This window comes from Microbacterium azadirachtae, from assembly GCF_025583665.1.
GTDB lineage: Bacteria > Actinomycetota > Actinomycetes > Actinomycetales > Microbacteriaceae > Microbacterium > Microbacterium azadirachtae.
Genome location: NZ_CP099706.1, coordinates 1499012 through 1515582, shown reverse-complemented (window position 1 = coordinate 1515582; position 16571 = coordinate 1499012). Strand labels below are relative to the sequence as shown.

16 protein-coding genes and 2 tRNA genes are annotated in these 16571 nt (G+C 69.6%); 3 read left to right on the top strand and 15 right to left on the bottom strand.

What is annotated here, in order from left to right:
* Nucleotides 1-54: 54 nt before the first annotated feature.
* Entirely contained in the window at nucleotides 55-2106 is a 2052-nt protein-coding gene (locus NFX31_RS07190; protein ID WP_262957074.1) for a M3 family metallopeptidase, read from the top strand.
* 43 nt (nucleotides 2107-2149) lie between these two features.
* Here the strand turns inward: NFX31_RS07190 and clpX are convergent, their stop codons facing one another.
* From clpX to NFX31_RS07135, 11 genes are all read right to left on the bottom strand, one after another.
* The gene (gene clpX, locus NFX31_RS07185) at nucleotides 2150-3418 is read right to left on the bottom strand and encodes an ATP-dependent Clp protease ATP-binding subunit ClpX (protein ID WP_045252299.1); all 1269 of its coding nucleotides are present in this window, start codon (nucleotides 3416-3418) and stop codon (nucleotides 2150-2152) included.
* Between the two features lie 172 nt (nucleotides 3419-3590).
* On the bottom strand, nucleotides 3591-4976 hold the full coding sequence (locus tag NFX31_RS07180) for an FG-GAP repeat domain-containing protein (RefSeq protein ID WP_262957073.1): 1386 nt from the start codon (nucleotides 4974-4976) through the stop codon (nucleotides 3591-3593).
* Between the two features lie 130 nt (nucleotides 4977-5106).
* Nucleotides 5107-5958: an aldehyde dehydrogenase family protein gene (locus NFX31_RS07175; protein ID WP_091475847.1), complete on the bottom strand. Its 852-nt coding sequence runs from the start codon at nucleotides 5956-5958 to the stop codon at nucleotides 5107-5109.
* Nucleotides 5955-7469, bottom strand: a complete 1515-nt coding sequence (locus NFX31_RS07170) for an aldehyde dehydrogenase family protein (protein WP_045252301.1) — start codon at nucleotides 7467-7469, stop codon at nucleotides 5955-5957. The genes NFX31_RS07175 and NFX31_RS07170 overlap by 4 nt, the downstream gene beginning before the upstream one ends.
* 13 nt (nucleotides 7470-7482) lie before the next feature.
* A complete protein-coding gene (deoC, locus tag NFX31_RS07165) occupies nucleotides 7483-8451 on the bottom strand; it encodes a deoxyribose-phosphate aldolase (protein WP_248700528.1) in 969 nt (322 codons plus the stop codon).
* 41 nt (nucleotides 8452-8492) lie between these two features.
* Nucleotides 8493-9449 (bottom strand): sugar-binding transcriptional regulator, encoded by a 957-nt coding sequence (locus tag NFX31_RS07160; protein ID WP_245762786.1) that lies wholly within the window; start codon nucleotides 9447-9449, stop codon nucleotides 8493-8495.
* A 146-nt stretch (nucleotides 9450-9595) separates the two neighbouring features.
* Complete coding sequence (locus tag NFX31_RS07155; RefSeq protein ID WP_045252303.1) at nucleotides 9596-10246, bottom strand: ATP-dependent Clp protease proteolytic subunit; 651 nt, start codon at nucleotides 10244-10246, stop codon at nucleotides 9596-9598.
* Nucleotides 10247-10263: 17 nt separating this feature from the next.
* Nucleotides 10264-10863 (bottom strand): ATP-dependent Clp protease proteolytic subunit, encoded by a 600-nt coding sequence (locus NFX31_RS07150; RefSeq protein ID WP_045252304.1) that lies wholly within the window; start codon nucleotides 10861-10863, stop codon nucleotides 10264-10266.
* An 80-nt stretch (nucleotides 10864-10943) separates the two neighbouring features.
* Nucleotides 10944-11438 (bottom strand): tetratricopeptide repeat protein, encoded by a 495-nt coding sequence (locus tag NFX31_RS07145; protein ID WP_262957072.1) that lies wholly within the window; start codon nucleotides 11436-11438, stop codon nucleotides 10944-10946.
* Nucleotides 11439-11512: 74 nt separating this feature from the next.
* The gene (gene tig / locus NFX31_RS07140; RefSeq protein WP_262957071.1) at nucleotides 11513-12997 is read right to left on the bottom strand and encodes a trigger factor; all 1485 of its coding nucleotides are present in this window, start codon (nucleotides 12995-12997) and stop codon (nucleotides 11513-11515) included.
* Nucleotides 12998-13060: 63 nt separating this feature from the next.
* Nucleotides 13061-13134, bottom strand: a tRNA-Pro gene (locus NFX31_RS07135).
* 133 nt (nucleotides 13135-13267) lie between these two features.
* Between NFX31_RS07135 and NFX31_RS07130 the strand changes: the two genes are divergently transcribed.
* Together NFX31_RS07130 and NFX31_RS07125 are read left to right on the top strand one after the other, a co-directional pair.
* Nucleotides 13268-13341: transfer RNA gene (locus NFX31_RS07130), tRNA-Gly, on the top strand.
* A 52-nt stretch (nucleotides 13342-13393) separates the two neighbouring features.
* Nucleotides 13394-13762 carry an A1S_2505 family phage non-structural protein gene (locus tag NFX31_RS07125; protein ID WP_262957070.1) on the top strand — a complete coding sequence of 123 codons (369 nt, stop codon included), beginning with the start codon at nucleotides 13394-13396 and terminating at the stop codon, nucleotides 13760-13762.
* 93 nt (nucleotides 13763-13855) lie between these two features.
* Here the strand turns inward: NFX31_RS07125 and NFX31_RS07120 are convergent, their stop codons facing one another.
* From NFX31_RS07120 to NFX31_RS07105, 4 genes are all read right to left on the bottom strand, one after another.
* Nucleotides 13856-14212, bottom strand: a complete 357-nt coding sequence (locus tag NFX31_RS07120) for an RNA polymerase-binding protein RbpA (RefSeq protein ID WP_045252308.1) — start codon at nucleotides 14210-14212, stop codon at nucleotides 13856-13858.
* A complete protein-coding gene (gene secG, locus NFX31_RS07115) occupies nucleotides 14212-14460 on the bottom strand; it encodes a preprotein translocase subunit SecG (protein ID WP_045252309.1) in 249 nt (82 codons plus the stop codon). Before secG ends, NFX31_RS07120 begins: the two co-directional genes overlap by 1 nt.
* A 99-nt stretch (nucleotides 14461-14559) precedes the next feature.
* Entirely contained in the window at nucleotides 14560-15351 is a 792-nt protein-coding gene (gene tpiA / locus NFX31_RS07110; protein ID WP_045252310.1) for a triose-phosphate isomerase, read from the bottom strand.
* Complete coding sequence (locus tag NFX31_RS07105) at nucleotides 15342-16568, bottom strand: phosphoglycerate kinase (protein WP_091475839.1); 1227 nt, start codon at nucleotides 16566-16568, stop codon at nucleotides 15342-15344. Before NFX31_RS07105 ends, tpiA begins: the two co-directional genes overlap by 10 nt.
* Nucleotides 16569-16571 lie beyond the last annotated feature (3 nt).

Sequence of the window (16571 nt, the reverse complement as noted above, 5' to 3'; positions counted from 1 at the left end):
GCCGATCCCCGGATCCGCGCACACGCGCCCCGGGGCGTCTCCTAGGCTCGGAGCATGACGGTCGAGACGAATCCGCTGCTCACGCCCTCCCCGCTGCCCTACGCCGTGCCCGACTACGGGCGCATCCGCGCGGAGCACTACCTGCCGGCCTTCCGGCAGGGTTTCGACGAGCAGCTGGCGGAGATCCGGCGGATCACGATGGCGCGCTCGATGCCCACGTTCGAGAACACGATGGAGGCCCTCGAACGCAGCGGGGAGCTGCTGGACCGCGTCGCGCATGCGTTCTACACCGTCAGCTCCGCGGATGCCACGGCCGAGATCCAGGCGATCGACGAGGAGCTCGCGCCTCTCATGGCCGCCCATCACGATGCGATCCTGCTGAACGCCGCCCTGTACTGGCGGATCTCGCAGCTGCACGCGCAACTCGGCGTCCTGCCGCTCGAACCCGAGCAGCGCCGTCTCGTCGAGCGCTGGCACCGCGAGATGACCCTCGCCGGCGCCGCCCTCGACGATGAGGCGAAGGTGCGCCTCACCGACCTCAATCAGCGTCTGTCCTCGCTGAGTGCGACGTTCGAGAAGAACCTCCTCGCCGACACCAATGAGCTCGCCGTGGTGTTCGAGGACCCCGCCGAGCTGGACGGCCTGAGCGCCGGCGAGCTCTCGGCCGCGGCACGGGCGGCCGCCGAGCGCGGCCTCGACGGCGGGTACCTGATCGCCCTCCCCCTGTTCACCGGGCATCCGGCTCTGGCCGTGCTGACGAACCGGGAGAGCCGCCGCCGGATCATGGAGGCGTCACGGTCGCGGGGCTCTCGCGGCGGCGAGCACGACAACCGCGGCGTCCTGAGCGAGATCGTCGCGCTCCGCGCAGAGCGCGCGGCGCTGCTGGGCTACCCCAGTCACGCGGCCGCGGTGACGGCCGATGAGACGGCCGGCACTCCCGAGGCGGTCGAGCGCATGCTGCGCGACCTCGCCGCACCCGCGGCGCGCAACGCCGAGACGGAGCGCGCCGCGCTGCAGCAGCTCATCGACGAGACGGAGGACGAGCCGTTCCCCCTCGAGGCGCATGACTGGGCCTATTACACCGAGAAGCTGCGCACGGCGCGCTACGACATCGACACCGCGGCGCTGCGGGCCTGGTTCGAGGCGGAGCGGGTGCTGCAGGACGGGGTGTTCGCCGCGGCGGGCCGGCTGTACGGCCTGTCGTTCCAGGAACGGCCCGACCTCCCCGTCTACCACCCCGGCGCCCGCACGTTCGAGGTGTTCCAGGAGGACGGCTCGCCGCTCGGCCTGTACGTCCTCGACCTGTACACGCGCGACAGCAAGCGGGGCGGCGCGTGGATGAACGAGATCGTGAGCCAGTCCGCCCTCCGCGGCACGAAGCCGGTGGTCGCGAACAACCTGAACGTGGCGCGCCCCGCCGACGGCGAGCCCACGCTGCTGACGCTGGACGAGGTCAACACGCTGTTCCACGAGTTCGGGCACGCGCTGCACGGCCTGTTCTCAGACGTGACGTATCCGCACTTCTCCGGGACGGAGGTGTTCCGCGACTTCGTCGAGTTCCCGAGCCAGGTCAACGAGATGTGGATGCTCTGGCCCGACATCGTGGGCGCCTACGCCCGCCACCACGCGACGGGCGAGCCGCTCCCCTCCGACGTGATCGCGCGTCTCCAGGCGACGGAGACCTTCAACCAGGGATTCGAGACGAGCGAGTACCTCGCTGCGGCCTGGCTCGACCAGGCGCTTCACGCGCTGCGCGCGGGGATGCGGATCGACGACGTCGCCGCGTTCGAGGCGAACGCCCTCGTCGACATCGGCCTCGCCGACCCGGCCGTGCCCACGCGGTACTCGTCCGCCTATTTCGCGCACATCTTCGCCGGCGGTTACAGCGCCGGCTACTACTCGTACATCTGGAGCGAGGTGCTGGATGCCGACACGGTCGAGTGGTTCCGGGAGAACGGCGGGCTCACGCGCGCGAACGGCGAGAGGTTCCGCCGACGTCTGCTCGCGGTCGGCGGTTCCCAGGATCCGCTCGAGGCCTACCGCGGCTTCCGTGGTCGGGACGCGGAGATCGCCCCGCTGCTGAAGCGGCGCGGGCTGGACGCCTGAGACGGCTGTGGGCGGCGCGCAGGCGCCCGCCCACAGCAGGGGCTCACGCGCTCTTGCGCTTGCGGGCCAGCACGAGCGTGGGAGGAGCGCCCTCGTCGACGGCGGCGCGGGTCACGACGACCTTCTGCACGTCTTCCGCCGACGGGATCTCGAACATGATCGGTCCGAGCACGTCCTCCAGGATCGCGCGCAGACCGCGGGCGCCCGTCTTCCGCTCCACAGCAAGGTCGGCGATCGACTGCAGCGCATCGTCTTCGAACTCCAGTTCGACGCCGTCGAGCTGGAACATGCGCTGGTACTGCTTGACCAGGGCGTTGCGCGGACCGGTGAGAATGTCGATGAGGGCGGCCTGGTCGAGCGGGGTGACCGAGGCGACGACGGGAAGCCGGCCGATGAACTCCGGGATCAGGCCGAACTTGTGCAGGTCCTCCGGCAGCACCTCGCTGAAGAGGTCCAGATCCTTGCCCTTGTCGTGCAGCGGGGCGCCGAAGCCGACGCCGTGCTTGCCGACGCGCGAGGAGATGATGTCTTCGAGGCCGGCGAAGGCGCCCGCCACGATGAAGAGCACGTTCGTCGTGTCGATCTGCAGGAATTCCTGGTGCGGGTGCTTGCGTCCGCCCTGCGGCGGCACCGACGCGACGGTGCCCTCGAGGATCTTCAGCAGCGCCTGCTGCACGCCCTCGCCGGAGACGTCGCGAGTGATCGAGGGGTTCTCCGCCTTGCGGGCGATCTTGTCGACCTCGTCGATGTAGATGATGCCGGTCTCCGCGCGCTTGACGTCGTAGTCGGCGGCCTGGATGAGCTTCAGGAGGATGTTCTCCACGTCCTCGCCGACGTAGCCCGCCTCGGTGAGCGCCGTCGCATCGGCCACCGCGAACGGCACGTTGAGCCGCTTGGCGAGCGTCTGCGCGAGGTACGTCTTGCCGCAGCCCGTGGGCCCGATCATCAGGATGTTGCTCTTGGCGATCTCGATCTCGTCGGCCTTCTGCTCGGCCGGCTGCAGCGTTCCGCGTGCGCGAACACGCTTGTAGTGGTTGTAGACCGCGACCGAGAGGGCACGCTTGGCCTGGTCCTGCCCCACGACGTACTCCTCGAGGAAGGAGAAGATCTCGCGCGGCTTCGGCAGGTCGAACTCCGCGACCTCGCCGTTGGCCGACTCTGCCATGCGCTCCTCGATGATCTCGTTGCAGAGCTCGACGCACTCGTCGCAGATGTAGACGCCGGGACCCGCGATGAGCTGCTGCACCTGCTTCTGGCTCTTGCCGCAGAACGAGCACTTGAACAGGTCGGCGCTCTCACCGATTCGTGCCATGTGCGTCCTCCTTCGAGACGTGGGCCGCGGTCGCCGCAGCGCGTGCGATCACGACGTGATTCACCGTGCGGCGGAGCCGCGATTCGAGCCTAACCGCTGCACCCGACATCGGGCCGTATCGCCACGGATCGCCGCCCTTCCCCGCTTCGCGCCCGGCGAACACTCCGACCCCTCAGCTGATGAAGCGGAACCCGCCCCAGCCGTTGCCGATCTGCTGGTACGAGCCGATCGTCCCCGATCCGGTCCCCCGATAGAGCCAGAGGGTCTGATCGGTTCCGTTGCGGCCGATGATGTCTGCGTTCCCGTCGCCGTCGTAGTCGCCGGCGCCGGTGATCGTCGAGAAAATGTTCCAGCCCCAGCCGATCTTCCGCGGAGCGGTGAATCCCGTGCTGAGTCCGAAGTAGGCCCACAGGTCGCCGTTCACGTCACGGGCGATCAGATCGCCCCGTCCGTTGTTGTCGAAGTCGCCTGCGACGAGCGCCGTCATCCCCGACCAGCCGTTGCCGATCTGGACGCGGCCTCCGAACCAGCCGTTGCCCAGGCCGGGATAGGCGTACAGCGCGGCGTCGGGTCCTCGGGTCACGAGGTCGGGCCGCCCGTCGCCCGTGAAATCCACCCCGCCCGTGAGCAGACTGTAGGCCGATGTCCATCCCGACCCGACCTGCAGGCCGCTGTAATGACTCGATGCGTCGCCGGAGTAGTAGAACAGCCTGCCGTCGGTGCGCGTCTGAAGCAGATCCCCGGCCCCGTCCCCGTTGAAATCGCCGTGCACGATCGCCGATGTCGTCTCCCACCCGTTGCCGAGCGTGTTGCCCGTCAACGCGACCGCGCCCGTGGGGCCGTAGCTCAGGTACTCGACCAGGTAGCCGTCGTCGCGCACTCCCAGCAGATCCGACTTCATATCGCCGTTCAGATCGAAGGGGCCGTTCGGCGCCAGGCCGCCGACCCCACCGCGGTATTCGAAGTGGTTGTGATCGCAGGAATCCTCGAACTGCGTCCATTGCGCCGGGACGCTGAGGGGTCTGCGGCATTGATACTGCCCGAGCCCTGCGGGGGCGGGCAGCGCGGTGAACATCGAGTTGATCAGCGCAAGGTCCTGCGCCGTGGCGCCCGTGGAAGGGACGCCGTTGACGCGGGAGATGTCCACCGCGTGGCCGCCTCCCGATCTCCAGTGATAGCTGCTGGTCCCGATCGAGCTGAGTTCCCCGGTGCAGAACCTGTTCAGCGACGCGACGTAGAGGGAGAACTTCCTGTCGACGATCGTCGTCTTGAGCGCTTGGAGGATCACCGGGTCGATGAGGCAGTCGCGTACCTGGCCGCCGACGACGTGAGAGAACAGCGCGCCGTTCGCGTACCCGCGGATCTGCGCCATCGGCTCCGGATTCCCGCTCAGCATGCCGCTGTTGACGATCTGCTGCGCCAGAGTCTGGGACGCGGTCGGAGGGGCCGTCGCCGACGCGGCGCTCCTCGGCACGACGACACTCGTCGCCACGAGGGCGGCAGCAAGAATCGCGAGCGTGAGCCGCCGCAGGGAGTTCGGGTGCACGAATCGCTTCACGCGTTCAATATATTGCCTGCGCTCACCACTCTCGAACGCGCACTCGCGTCCTCGCCGTCACGACGACAGGGCCCGCCCCGCATACAGCGGAGCGGGCCCTCAGAGCCGCGGAAGCCTCGCGGCGGTTCGCTCAGACCATGCTCTTCGGGTGCCAGACCGTCTTGACCTCGGTGAAGGCCGCGATCCGCTGCGGGGAGGCGACGACCTCACCCGGCGTGAGCACCCGCTTGAGCGTGTCCGCCGCCGTGATCTGCAGATCGACCCAGTCGATCCCGCCGGCGCCGGACAGATCCAGCGCGTTCACGTCGGCGTGCGCGGCGAGCCACGGCGCGAGCTCCGCCGCAGATCCGGTCAGCACGTTGACGACGCCGCCGGGCAGATCACTCGTGGCGAGCACCTCCGCCAGGCTGATCGCCGACAGAGGGTAGGCCTCGCTGGCGACGACGACCACCGCGTTCCCGGCGACGAGGGCCGGCGCGACGACCGAGACCAGGCCGAGCAGCGCCGAGTCCTGCGGCGCGATGATCGCGACGACGCCCGTGGGTTCCGGCGCGGAGATGTTGAAGTAGGCGCCCGCGACCGGGTTCAGGTTGCCCGCGACCTGCGCGTACTTGTCGCACCAGCCCGCGTACCAGACCCACAGGTCGATGGCCTCGTCGACCTGTGCGCCCGCGACGGCCGCGGACACGCCCTGCTGCGCCACGATCTCGTCGACGAACTGGGCGCGGCGCCCCTCGAGCACCTCGGCCACCCGGTACAGCACCTGACCGCGGTTGTACGCGGTGGCCTTGGCCCACCCGCCCTGTGCGCTGCGGGCGGCCTTGACCGCGTCGCGGGCGTCCTTGCGCGAGGCCTTCGCGGCGTTGGCCAGGAACGCGCCCTTCGGAGTCGTGACCTCGTAGGTGCGGCCGGACTCGCTCCGGGGGAACGCCCCGCCGATCGCGAGCTTGTAGGTCTTGGGAACGGTCAGTCGCGCGCTCATGCCGCGCCCCCCTTCTTCGCGGCGACGGCTTCGCCCTTCGCGTCCGTCCGTCCGGCCACGGCGCGCGGCGCGGCCGATGCCGGACGCAGGTACGCGGCCAGGCCCTGCTTGCCGCCCTCACGGCCGTAGCCCGACTCCTTGTAGCCTCCGAACGGACTCGACGGATCGAACCGGTTGAACGTGTTGGCCCACACCACACCGGCGCGCAGCTGGTCGGCGACGGCCAGGATCCGGGATCCCTTGTCGCTCCAGATCCCTGCGGACAGGCCGTACGGCGTGTTGTTCGCCTTCGCGATCGCCTCCGCGGGGGTGCGGAAGGTCAGCACCGACAGGACCGGGCCGAACACCTCCTCGCGTGCGATCCGGTGCGAGGCCTCGACGCCGGTGAAGATCGTCGGAGCGAACCAGAAGCCCTTGTCCGGGATGACGCAGTCGGCCGTCCAGCGCTCGGCGCCCTCGTCCTCGCCGACCTGGCTGAGCTCGCGGATGCGGGCCAGCTGCTCGGCGGAGTTGATCGCGCCGATGTCGGTGTTCTTGTCGAGCGGGTCTCCGAGGCGGAGCGTCGACAGGCGCTCCTTGAGCCGGTCGATGACCTCGTCATGGATCGACTCCTGCACCAGCAGGCGGCTGCCCGCACAGCACACGTGCCCCTGGTTGAAGAAGATGCCGTTGACGATGCCCTCGATCGCCTGGTCGATCGGCGCGTCGTCGAACACGATGTTCGCCGCCTTGCCGCCGAGCTCCAGGGTCAGCGCCTTGCCGGTGCCCGCGACGGCGCGCGCGATCTCGCGCCCCACCGCGGTGGATCCGGTGAAGGCCACCTTGTCGACGTCGGGATGGCGGACGACCGCCGCGCCGGTCGCGCCTGCCCCGGTGACGATGTTCACGACACCCGCCGGCAGATCGGCCTGCTGCAGGATCTCCGCGAAGATCAGTGCGGTGAGCGACGTCGTCTCGGCCGGCTTCAGCACCACCGTGTTGCCTGCCGCGAGAGCCGGGGCGACCTTCCACGCCAGCATCAGCAGCGGGAAGTTCCACGGGATGACCTGACCGGCCACGCCGTGCGCCTGCGGATTCGGACCCGCACCCGCATAGTCGAGCTTGTCCGCCCAGCCCGCGTAGTAGAAGAACCACGAGGCGACGAGCGGCACGTCGACGTCGCGCGACTCCTTGATCGGCTTGCCGTTGTCCAGGCTCTCCGCGACGGCGAGCTCGCGAGCACGCTCCTGTACGAGGCGGGCGATGCGGAAGAGGTACTTCCCGCGGTCGCGCCCGCTCATCTTCGACCACACCTTGGTGTAGGCGCGGCGCGCGGCGGCGACGGCGAGGTCGACGTCCTCGTCGGAGGCGTGCGCGATCATCGCGATGCGCGATTCATCGGCAGGCGAGATGGTCGCGAACGACGCCCCGCGTCCCTCGACGAACTCGCCGTCGATGAAGAGGCCGTATTCGTCCTTCAGTGCGAGGATGCTCCGCGACTCGGGCGCGGGCGCGTAATCCAGGAATCCCATGCGTGGTCCTCCGTCAGTCGATCGTGACGTAGTCGGGGCCGGAGTAGTGGCCGGTGGTCAGCTTCTGCCGCTGCAGCAGCACGTCGTTGAGCAGGCTGGAGGCGCCGAACCGGAACAGGTGCGGCTGCAGCCACTCCTCCCCTACGGTCTCGGCGACGTGCACGAGGTACTTCACCGCGTCCTTCGAGGACCGGATGCCGCCGGCCGGCTTCACGCCGACCTTCGCGCCGGTCAGCCGATGCCAGTCGCGCACGGCCTCCAGCATGAGGAGGGTGACCGGCAGCGTCGCCGCCGGCGAGACCTTGCCGGTCGACGTCTTGATGAAGTCGCCGCCGGCCAGGATGCCGAGCCACGACGCGCGCTTGATGTTGTCGTACGTGTTCAGCTCGCCGGTCTCGAGGATGACCTTGAGCGAGGCGGACGTGCCGTCCTCGCGGCGGCAGGCGTCCTTGACCGCGACGATCTGATCGAACACCTGCCCGTAGCGCCCTGCGAGGAAAGCGCCGCGGTCGATCACCATGTCGATCTCGTCGGCGCCCGCCTGCACCGCGTCGCGGGTGTCCGCGAGCTTGACGGCGAGCGAGGCACGACCGCTCGGGAAGGCGGTCGCGACCGCCGCGACGGAGATGCCGCCGTCATCGGGGTCGCCGTGACGGGAGCCCAGCGCCTCGACCGCGTGCGGCACCATGTCGCCGTAGACGCACACCGCCGCGACGGAGGGGCAGCTCGGGTCGGAGGCGTCCGGCAGCTTCGCCTTGGAGACGAGGGACCGCACCTTGCCCGGTGTGTCCGCGCCCTCGAGCGTGGTGAGGTCGATGAGGCGGATGATCGTGTCCAGCGCCCACGCCTTGGACGTGGTCTTGATCGAGCGGGTGCCGAGTCCCGCGGAGCGCTGCTCGAGCCCCACCGCGTCCACACCCGGCAGTCCGTGCAGGAAGCGCCGCAGCGTGAGGTCGTCGGGGGCGCCGCCGAGCACCTCCAGCGCGGTGCGCCGCGCGAGTTCGGTCGTCGTCACAGTTCCGGTCACTTGTCCAGCTCCAGGAGAGTCAGGGCGGTCGCCTCATCGGTGACCACCATCGTGCACAGTTTCGAGGCCACGACGGTCCGGGCGATGTCGTGCTTCGCCTCTCCCGCCGTGACGAAGACGGCGGTGCGCGCGTCGCGCAGCCGTTCGAGGCTCAGTCCCACCGTCCGGGCGTCGAGTTCGGGATCGACGATGTTGCCGTCCGCGTCGATGTAGCGACCGAGGACGTCTCCGACCGCGCCGCGACGGGCCAGCTCGTCGATGTCCTGAACCGTCAGGTATCCGTTCTCGACGTGCGCGGATCCGGCGTCGCAGACCCCCGCCGTGAACAGGTACGCGTCGGCCTGCGCGGCCTGCTCGAGCACGCCGGCGACAGTGCGGTCGCGCTCGATGGCCTGCTTCGTCTCGAGCCGCTCCAGGATCGCGGGGCTGGGCAGCAGGGCGACCTGGCCGGCGGCGCGCTGCGCGATCGTCGCGGCGAGGGAGGCCGCGCCGCCGGGGCGCCGGTTGACACTCACGCCGCCGTTCATCTGCACGACGGTCACGCTGCGCGCCCATCCGTCGGCCATGCGGTCGGCGACCGCGGTGAGAGTGCGCCCCCAGCTCACGGCGAGCGTCTTCGGGACGGGACGGAGGGCGGCGAGGTGGTCGGCCGCCCCCTGGGCGACCCGTCCCAGGGTCTCCGTGTCGCTGGGGCCGTTCGGCACCACCACGGCGTCGGCGAGGCCGAAGCGCTCGCGCAGATCCCGCTCGATGCCCAGCTTGCGGGCGCGCGGGTGGACGATCTCGATGCGGACGATGCCGTCCGCGCGCGCCTGCTGCAGGAGGCGCCCGACCTTCCAGCGCGAGATGCCCAGGAGACCGCCGATCTCGTCCTGCGTCTTGTCCTCGTCGTAGTAGAGCTCCGCGACACGGACGGCGAGCAGTTCGTCGTCGTCGATGGCGATACGGGGCATGCTCCGAGGGTACCGCGTGACCACACGCACGCGCACGGATCTGCTCATATGAGCAGGTGGCGACGCTCACTCGCGCAACCGGAGCGCGAACGCCGCAGGGCGGCCCGGAATCGATCCGGGCCGCCCTGCGGCGTGGTTTCAGCGGGTCAGCTCAGCGCCTGGCGCTTGCGGCTGGACAGCACCTGGTCGACGATGCCGTAGTCCTTGGCCTCCTCGGCCGAGAGGATCTTGTCGCGATCGATGTCACGGTTGACCTGCTCGACCGGCTTGCCGGTGTGCTTGGCCATCGTCTCCTCGAGCCAGGTGCGCATCCGGAGGATCTCCGCCGCCTGGATCTCGATGTCCGACGCCTGGCCGTGCCCCGCCTCGCCCATCGCGGGCTGGTGCATCAGCACGCGGGCGTTGGGCAGCGCGAGACGCTTGCCGGGGGCGCCCGCCGCGAGCAGCACCGAGGCGGCCGATGCGGCCTGCCCCAGCACGACCGTCTGGATCTGCGGCGCGACGTACTGCATCGTGTCGTAGATCGCGGTCATCGCGGTGAAGGATCCACCGGGCGAATTGATGTACATCGTGATGTCGCGCTCGGAGTCCTGGCTCTCCAGGACGAGGAGCTGCGCCATCACGTCGTCGGCGGACGCGTCGTCCACCTGCACGCCGAGGAAGATCACTCGATCCTCGAACAGCTTGTTGTACGGGTCCTGGCGCTTGAAGCCGTAAGCGGTGCGCTCCTCGAACTGAGGAAGGACGTAGCGGCTCGAGGGCAGGGTGCCGGCGGAGCGGAACGTGGGTGTGTACATGGGTGTCCTCTCCAGCCTTACTTGTCCGAGCCGTCGGCGCCGGTGCCGCCACCGCCGTGCACGTCACTGGCGTGCTCGCGCATGTGGTCGACGAAGCCGTACTCGAGGGCCTCCTGCGCCGAGAACCAGCGGTCCCGGTCGCCGTCGGCGTTGATCTGCTCGACGGTCTTGCCCGTCTGCGAGGCGGTGATCTCGGCGAGACGCTTCTTCATGTCGAGGATGAGCTGCGCCTGCGTCTGGATGTCGCTCGCAGTGCCGCCGAATCCGCCGTGCGGCTGGTGGAGCAGCACGCGGGCGTTCGGGGTGATGTAGCGCTTGCCCTTGGTGCCGCTGGTCAGCAGCAGCTGGCCCATCGAGGCGGCCATTCCGATGCCCACCGTGACGATGTCGTTCGGAACGAACTGCATCGTGTCGTAGATCGCCATGCCTGCGGTGATGGAGCCGCCGGGCGAGTTGATGTAGAGGTAGATGTCCTTCTCAGGGTCCTCGGCGGCGAGAAGGAGGATCTTCGCACAGATCTCGTTGGCGTTCTCGTCCCGCACCTCGGATCCCAGCCAGATGATGCGATCCTTGAGCAGCCTGTCGAAGACGCTCGTCGCGACCAGGGGTTCAGCCATTTCCGCTCCTGTTTCCGTGTTCGGTGATTCGAATCTACCGGCGACAACGCGCACGCCCGGCCGTGTTCGCCGTCGGCATATCAGGCGCCGCGGCGCGCGATCTCCTCGGCGTAGGCGGTCATCGAGCGGCGGTAGCGCGGCATGTGCTCCACGAGCGCGAGAATCGCGACGCCGACGCCTTCCTCAGGCCGGCCTGCGCTCACCAGCGCGAGGGCGTGCATCGCCGCGATCGCGTCCCGGTAGGGCGAATCCGGGTGCGACTCCTGTTCGGCGGCGATGAGCGCGAGGGCCTCGTCCACCTGACCGAGGTTGCGCAGCGTGCTGGCGAGCTGGATCGTCGCCTGCGCGCGCCGGTCGTCGTCGAGGCCGCGGGCGAGGGCGAGCCGGTACAGCGGCACCGCGTCCTCGGGGAGGTCGCCCGAGTCGCGGGCACCCGCCCGCTCGAACGCCGCCTCCGCATCGTCAGGTGCACGCTCGGCCGCGATCGCGTCGATGCGGGCGATGACCTCCTCGTCGACGAGTCCGCCCGCGGCGGCCTCCCAGACGGCGTCGATGCGCTCCTGCCAGTCGTCCATGCGTCTCCTCCAGGGATGCGAAGAGGGCGGGTGCGCACGGCACCCGCCCTCTTCCGGGATCTCGGATCCGAGGATTACTCGGCGTCCGCAGCCTTCTCCGCCGCCTTCTTGGCCGGAGCCTTGCGCGCAGCCGGCTTCTTGGCGGCGGGCTTCTCGTCGGCCGGAGCCTCGGCGGCGTCCTCGGCCTTGGCGGCGGCCTTCTTCGCCGGAGCCTTCTTGGCGGGCGCCTTCTTGGCCGGGGCCTTCTCCGCCGGGGCTTCCTCGGCCTGCTCGGCCTCGTCCTCGACGGCCACGAAGCCGGTCAGGTCGACGGGCTTGCCGTTCGAGTCGACGACGGTGACCTTGCCCAGCGCGACGGCGAGCGCCTTGTTGCGGGCGACCTCTCCGACGAGCACCGGCAGCTGGTTCGCGGACTGCAGGGCCTCGACGAACTCCTGCGGCGCCATGCCGTACTGCGCGGCGGACTGGATCAGGTACTGGCTCAGCTCGTCCTGCGAGACCTGGACGTTCGCGTCCTCGGCGATCGCGTCCAGCAGCACCTGCGTCTTGAACTGCTTGGTGCTGGCCTCGGTCACCTCTGCGCGGTGCTCGTCGTCCTCGAGGCGGCCTTCGCCCTCGAGGTGGTTGTGCACCTCGTCCTCGATGAGCTGCGGCGGGACGGGGATGTCGATCTGCTCGAGCAGCGTCTCGACGAGCTTGTCGCGCGCGGCAGACGCCTGCGTGAACACGCCCTGCTGCGAGACCGACTCGCGCAGGCTGTCGCGCAGCTCACCGATGGTGTCGAACTCGCTCGCGATCTGCGCGAAGTCGTCGTCCGCCTCGGGGAGCTCGCGCTCCTTGACGGCCTTGACCGTGACGGAGACCTCGGCCTCCTCGCCGGCGTGGTCGCCGCCGACGAGCTTGGAGCGGAACGTGGTGTCCTCACCGGCGGTGAGCGACTCGATCGCGTCGTCGATGCCCTCGAGCAGCTCACCCGAGCCGACCTCGTACGACACGCCCTCGGCGCGGTCGATCTCGGCGCCGTCGATCGCGGCGACCAGGTCGAGCTCGACGAAGTCGCCGGACGTGGCCGGACGGTCGACGGGCACGAGCGTGCCGAAGCGGGAGCGCAGGCGGTCCAGCTCTGCGTCGAGCGCCGCGTCGTCGGCCTCGACGGCGTCGACGGTCAGCGTGATGCCGTCGAGCGAGGGGACCTCGATCTCCGGACGGACGTCGACCTCGACCTCGACCTTGAGGTCGCCGGAGAAGTCCTTCTCGTTCGGCCACTCGACGACCTCGGCCGACGGACGGCCGACGACGCGGAGGTTGTGCTCGAGGGTCGCCTCGCGGAAGAAGGTGTCGAGACCCTCGTTGACGGCGTGCTCGATGACGGCGCCACGGCCGACGCGCTGGTCGATGATGGGCGCGGGCACCTTGCCCTTGCGGAAGCCGGGGATCTGCACGTCCTGCGCGATGTGCTCGTACGCGTGCGCGATGCTGGGCTTGAGGTCTTCCGGGGTGACCGTGATGTGCAGCTTGACCCGGGTCGGGGCAAGCTTCTCGACGGTGCTGTTCGCCATGCTGGTGTGTCTCCTTGTGAATGTCCCGCGCGGAAATCCCCGCGAGTGCGACGTATGTGAACGTCGGGGCGACAGGATTTGAACCTGCGACCTCCCGCTCCCAAAGCGGGCGCTCTACCAAGCTGAGCTACGCCCCGGGTTGGCAACCCGCGCGCGCGGGAACGGCCTTCACGAGTCTAACGGAACGGAGCACCCCCGTCAGTCAGGTATGCTCGATGGAGTCCCGCGGCGTTCGCCCGGGTCGGTCCCGGCGCCGATGGCGCAAGGTCCGGGGGTGTAGCTCAATGGTAGAGTCTCAGTCTTCCAAACTGATTGCGCGGGTTCGATTCCCGTCACCCCCTCCACTTCCTCCCTCCTCCACGGCGTAGAGTTCGCTCCGTCGGAAGGAGCAGCGACATGCGGATCACACCGGAGCGCGTCACCGCGCTCCGACCCGACGAGGTGTTCGTCTTCGGGTCGAACGCGGAAGGGCACCATGGAGGCGGCGCCGCGCTCATCGCGTACCGCGACTTCGGCGCGGTATGGGGCGAGGGGCACGGCCATCACGGCGACACCTACGCCATCGACACGATGAGCGGCCTCGAGGTGCTCGCCGCCGAGGCGCGCACGTTCGCGGAGTACGCCGCCGCACACCCCGAGCGACGATTCCTGCTGACCCCGGTGGGCTGCGGGATCGCCGGATACCGGCCGGACCAGGTCGCTCCCCTGTTCACGGGGCTCCCCGACAACGTGACGGTTCCGCGCAGCTTCGTCCCCTTCCTCTGAGCGACGCCGCCGGCGCCCCGAGCTCGGGCTCCCGCGAACGCCGAAGGCCCCCGCCGAGCGGGGGCCTTCGGAAAGCAGACGGCGCCGAGCGGATCAGCCCTGGCCGCGACGCTCGCGCAGCTGCGCGAGCGCGTCGCCGAGCAGCTGCTCGGCCTCCTCGTCGGTGCGACGCTCCTTCACGTACGCGAGGTGCGTCTTGTAGGGCTCCGCCTTGGCGATCTCCGGCGGGTTCTCCTTGTCGCGCCCTGCCGGCAGACCCGAATGCGGGTGGTCGATGATGTCCGGGATCTCCTCCTCGGGCAGCCCCGCCGCGAAGTACCGCACGGTCTCGTTGCCGAGTCCGTCCCAGTACGAGATCGCGATGCGGTCGGCGTGGTAGCCGTGGTCCTGCTCGCCCATGGGGCCGGAGCCGACCCTCGTCCCTCGGATTGCGTTGCCGCCGGTAGCCATCAGATCGCCTCGAACTTCGTGATGAGGCCGAGTCCGACGATCGCGACGAACCAGACCAGGGCCAGGACCACCGTGAACCTGTTGAGGTTGCGCTCGGCGAGTCCGCTGGAGCCGACCGCCGACGACATGCCGCCGCCGAACATGTCGGAGAGGCCTCCGCCGCGCCCCTTGTGGAGCAGGATCAGAAGGGTCAGCAGGACGCTGGTGATGCCCAGCAGCACCTGCAGGATGAACTGGATGATATCCACGGATCGGCCTTTCGCTCGGGCCCGCACGGGCGTGCAGGATCCCGGGTAACGGTCAATTATACGTCGAGACGTCCCCGCCCCTGAGGGCGGGGACGCGTGTCAGACCCCGACGTGCTTCTGATAGCGGACGATCGCGGCGAACTCGTCGACCACGAGGCTGGCACCGCCGACGAGGGCGCCGTCCACATCCGGCTCACGCATGAAGCCTGCGATGTTCGCCGACTTCACCGAGCCGCCGTAGAGGATGCGGGTCCGTGCGGCCGCCTCGTCGCCGAGGACCTTCGCGATCACGCCGCGCAGCACGGCGCAGACGTCCTGCGCCTGCTGCGGCGTGGCGGCCTGACCGGATCCGATGGCCCAGACGGGCTCGTACGCGATGACGATGTCCGCCTTGGCGTCCAGACCCTGCAGGGCCGTCTCGAGCTGACCGGCGGGCACGGCGCTGGCGCCGAACTTCTCCAGATCCTCCGCCGTCTCGCCCACGCAGATCACCGGCACGAGGCCGTGCGTGATGGCCGCCTTGGTCTTCGCCGCCACGATCTCGTCGCTCTCGGCGTGGTACTCGCGTCGCTCGGAATGCCCGATGATCACGTAGCTCGCGTCGAGCTTGGCGAGGAACGCGCCGGAGATCTCCCCCGTGTAGGCGCCGGAGTCGTGCTGCGACAGGTCCTGTGCACCGAACGCGAACGGGATCTTGTCGGCGTCGATGAGCGTCTGCACGCTGCGCAGGTCCGTGAACGGCGGGAAGATCGCCACCTCGACCGTTCCGTCCTCGTGCTTGGCGTCCTTGAGCGTCCAGTGCAGCTTCTGCACGAACGCCACCGCCTGCAGGTGGTCGAGGTTCATCTTCCAGTTGCCCGCGATGAGGGGGGTACGACTGTTCACTGCCATCCGAGGACCTCCAGTCCGGGGAGTTTCTTGCCTTCCAGGAACTCGAGGCTGGCGCCCCCGCCCGTCGAGATGTGACCGAACTGGTCGTCGGCGAAACCGAGCTGGCGCACGGCCGCGGCGGAGTCGCCTCCGCCGACGACACTGAGGCCCTGGGTCTCCGTCAGCGCTTCGGCGACGGTCCGGGTGCCGGCCGCGAAGGCGGGGAACTCGAACACGCCCATCGGACCGTTCCAGAACACCGTCTTGGATCCGCGGATCGCCTCGGCGAAGCGCGCGGCCGTCTCCGGCCCGATGTCGAGGCCGATGCCCGAGGAGCCGAAGGAGGTGGACTCGATCGCGTCCGCCGCCGCGGTCTCGTGCGCCGCGTCCGCGGAGAACGAGGCGGCGACGACGACGTCGGTGGGCAGCACGAGCTCGACGCCGCGCTCGGCGGCCTCGGCGATGTAGCCGCGGACCGTGTCGAGCTGATCCTTCTCCAGCAGGCTGGAGGCGACGGCGTGGCCCTGGGCCGCGAGGAACGTGAACAGCATCCCGCCGCCCACGAGCAGACGGTCGACGCGCGGCAGCAGGTGCGAGATCACGCCGAGCTTGTCGGAGACCTTCGAGCCGCCGAGCACCACCGTGTAGGGGCGCTCGGGGTTCTCGGTGAGCCGGTCGAGGACCGTGAGCTCCGCCTCGATGAGGAGGCCCGCCGCGGAGGGCAGGATCTGGGCGAGCTCGTAGACGCTGGCCTGCTTGCGGTGCACGACGCCGAAGCCGTCGGAGACCAGGGCGTCGCCGAGGGTGGCGAGCTGCTCCGCGAAGGCGCGGCGCTCCGCGTCGTCCTTCGCGGTCTCCCCCGGGTTGAAACGGAGGTTCTCCAGCACGAGCACGCCGCCCGGCTGCAGGGCGGCGACCGCTTCCTGCGCCGAAGCGCCGACGGTGTCGGTCGCGAACGCCACCGACTGCCCGAGCAGCTCGCCGAGGCGGGCCGCGACCGGCGCCAGGCTGTACTGCGGGTCCGGGGCGCCGTCGGGACGACCGAGGTGGGAGCACACGATGACACGCGCCCCCTGGTCGATGAGGGCCTTGAGGGTCGGCACCGACGCACGAACACGGCCATCGTCCGTGATGACCCCGTCCCGCAGGGGGACGTTGAGGTCACAACGGACGATGACGCGTGTTCCGTCGAGCGAACCGACCGATTCCTTCAGGGATTCGAGGGTGCGCAGAGTCATGGA

Coding starts and splice junctions, on each gene's coding strand:
- NFX31_RS07190 (WP_262957074.1), top strand. CDS start 55: ATGACGGTCGAGACGAATCCGCTGCTCACGCCCTCCCCGCTGCCCTAC.
- clpX (WP_045252299.1), bottom strand. CDS start 3,418: ATGGCACGAATCGGTGAGAGCGCCGACCTGTTCAAGTGCTCGTTCTGC.
- NFX31_RS07175 (WP_091475847.1), bottom strand. CDS start 5,958: ATGAGCGCGCGACTGACCGTTCCCAAGACCTACAAGCTCGCGATCGGC.
- NFX31_RS07170 (WP_045252301.1), bottom strand. CDS start 7,469: ATGGGATTCCTGGATTACGCGCCCGCGCCCGAGTCGCGGAGCATCCTC.
- NFX31_RS07160 (WP_245762786.1), bottom strand. CDS start 9,449: ATGCCCCGTATCGCCATCGACGACGACGAACTGCTCGCCGTCCGTGTC.
- NFX31_RS07155 (WP_045252303.1), bottom strand. CDS start 10,246: ATGTACACACCCACGTTCCGCTCCGCCGGCACCCTGCCCTCGAGCCGC.
- NFX31_RS07150 (WP_045252304.1), bottom strand. CDS start 10,863: ATGGCTGAACCCCTGGTCGCGACGAGCGTCTTCGACAGGCTGCTCAAG.
- NFX31_RS07145 (WP_262957072.1), bottom strand. CDS start 11,438: ATGGACGACTGGCAGGAGCGCATCGACGCCGTCTGGGAGGCCGCCGCG.
- tig (WP_262957071.1), bottom strand. CDS start 12,997: ATGGCGAACAGCACCGTCGAGAAGCTTGCCCCGACCCGGGTCAAGCTG.
- NFX31_RS07125 (WP_262957070.1), top strand. CDS start 13,394: ATGCGGATCACACCGGAGCGCGTCACCGCGCTCCGACCCGACGAGGTG.
- NFX31_RS07120 (WP_045252308.1), bottom strand. CDS start 14,212: ATGGCTACCGGCGGCAACGCAATCCGAGGGACGAGGGTCGGCTCCGGC.
- tpiA (WP_045252310.1), bottom strand. CDS start 15,351: ATGGCAGTGAACAGTCGTACCCCCCTCATCGCGGGCAACTGGAAGATG.
- NFX31_RS07105 (WP_091475839.1), bottom strand. CDS start 16,568: ATGACTCTGCGCACCCTCGAATCCCTGAAGGAATCGGTCGGTTCGCTC.